Annotated in this window: 1 protein-coding gene; it reads right to left on the reverse strand. The window is 44.0% G+C overall.

Annotated elements, in window-relative coordinates:
• Positions 1-306: 306 nt before the first annotated feature.
• Entirely contained in the window at positions 307-1758 is a 1452-nt protein-coding gene (locus NT178_19050; GenBank protein MCX5814613.1) for an IS1182 family transposase, read from the reverse strand.
• Positions 1759-1991: the final 233 nt, after the last annotated feature.

Below are 1991 nucleotides of genomic sequence, written 5' to 3' on the forward strand. Positions count from 1 at the left end.
ACGCGAATGCACATAATTTCTTCCCTCCCTCCAAGGGAGGGTGATATTTACCTTCGTCATTCCCCAGCCACCCCTGTCATTCCACAAAGAGACTGTGTCATAAAGGACAGGTAATGATTGCTGTTCATTCGTAATGTCCCCCGCTGGCGGGAGACTGTGTCGCAATAGTTTTTACGGCACAATATTTACCTGCTCTTTGACAACAGAATATTAGAAATCAACCGTAAAAATCGAAATCGATAAATATCAGATACGGGGGTTCATATTTTACCCATTTTACAATTGTGTTTGTTCTTCAAGAAGGCCTTAACAGCCCACAGCTACCCTATTTAGTCCGGTCAGCTTTTCTATCAGTGTGCTCACACCAAAGATCGTAATCATCCGGACAATATTAAAGCAGGTTGCTAAAAGCGCCGTCTCGGCCTGGACTCCATCCTTTTTTCTGAGATGAAAAGCATCTGTTTTTAAATTCCTCTTGATGTGCCCGAAAGGATGTTCCACCTTTGTTTTCCTCTTCGCGTATATTTCTTGCGAAGATTCCGCCTGGTATTGCGCTTCGAGTCTGATCTTTACATCTTCATTATGCAGGCGAACGATCTTGCGGCCGCGCTTGGAGTCCGTACATTGGCCATAATGTTTGCAATGAAGGCACAGCTTCTTATCCACAATCAGGTAATGTCTTTTGCCTGTGTTCTGATCCATGCTGTCATACCGAAGCGTCTGACCTTCGGGGCAGATATAGGCGTCCTGCTCTTTGTCATAGATAAAATGACTCTTGCTAAACGGACTTTCTTCTTCATGCAAGGCTTGACGCTGAGAAGGAACAATAACTTTGATTCCTTGTTGGTCAATCTTTTCCAATTCATCCGTGTTCGCATATCCGGCATCGGCACAAGCAACCTTGCAGGGATAATCCAAGAGGCCATTGGCCTTTTCAATCTGACGGGCAAACTGGTTCACGTCACTGGTGGAATTGACCGCCTCGGCATGGACAATTAATCCGTGTTGTTCATCGACGACACTTTGCACGTTATAGCGGGCGTGACTGCCCTGAACACTGTGCATGATCGCGCAGTCTGTGTCTGTTTGGTTGATCTGTTTTCTGGTATCGTCTTTAAAAGCATCCAGAGCTTGTCTGATTCTGTCCTTTAAATGCTGCTTCTTCGATAGTTCCTTATCCATGGCAATATATGAAGGGGTTCCTTCTTCAGATTGATCAACTGTTTCACATTCAATAAGCAATTGCTCAATCCGACTGTCTATATCGGCCAGACGCTTCTCGTAATATGCCCGATCATGGCTACGGTGACGTCCTGCATTTGCTCTGATCTTTGTCCCGTCAACAAACAAAATATTGCCGCCAACCAAATCCAGTTTGATGCACATCCGGGCGCATTGTTGCAAAACATTTTGCAGGGCGTTCTTGTTATTGCGCCGAAATTCAGCAATCGTTTTATGATCAGGGCGCAAACCGCCCATCAGCCAGATAAAGGATAAATTATGGTAACATTCCCGCTCCAGTTTCCTTGAACTCTTCAGACCATAGGAATAGCCGTAAACCAGCAACTTGAACATGGATCGAGGTTCGTATTCAGAGTTGCCGACTTTATCAGGATTAACCTCTATCCCCAGCTCACGAAAATTAAGTGTTTCCACAAAAACATCATAAGCTCGTACTGGATTGTCGGAACTTACATATTCTTCTATGCTCTGGGGCATTAAGTCCATCTGATAACGGTCGCCGCATCGATATGCCATAATGTTTCTCCTTAAAGATACTTTACCATATCGGCACAACGATACAAAAAGCTTTCGCTTGCTTTTTAACCTTTTTCTAATATTCTGTTGTCAAAGAACTCTCACCCACTTAATTGCGACACAGTCTCTCAAGAGGGAGGGAATATTCGGAAATCCTCTCCTTGAAGGGGGGAAATATTATTTACCCACTCGGTTTGAGAAAGAGCCAAAATATATTGAGAAACGGAAAATTA

Source organism: Pseudomonadota bacterium (genome assembly GCA_026388255.1).
In the GTDB taxonomy this organism is placed as follows: Bacteria; Desulfobacterota; Syntrophorhabdia; order Syntrophorhabdales; family Syntrophorhabdaceae; genus JAPLKB01.

Bases quoted from the DNA above. Each gene is read 5' to 3' on its own strand.
- NT178_19050 (MCX5814613.1), bottom strand. From the start codon at position 1,758: ATGGCATATCGATGCGGCGACCGTTATCAGATGGACTTAATGCCCCAG.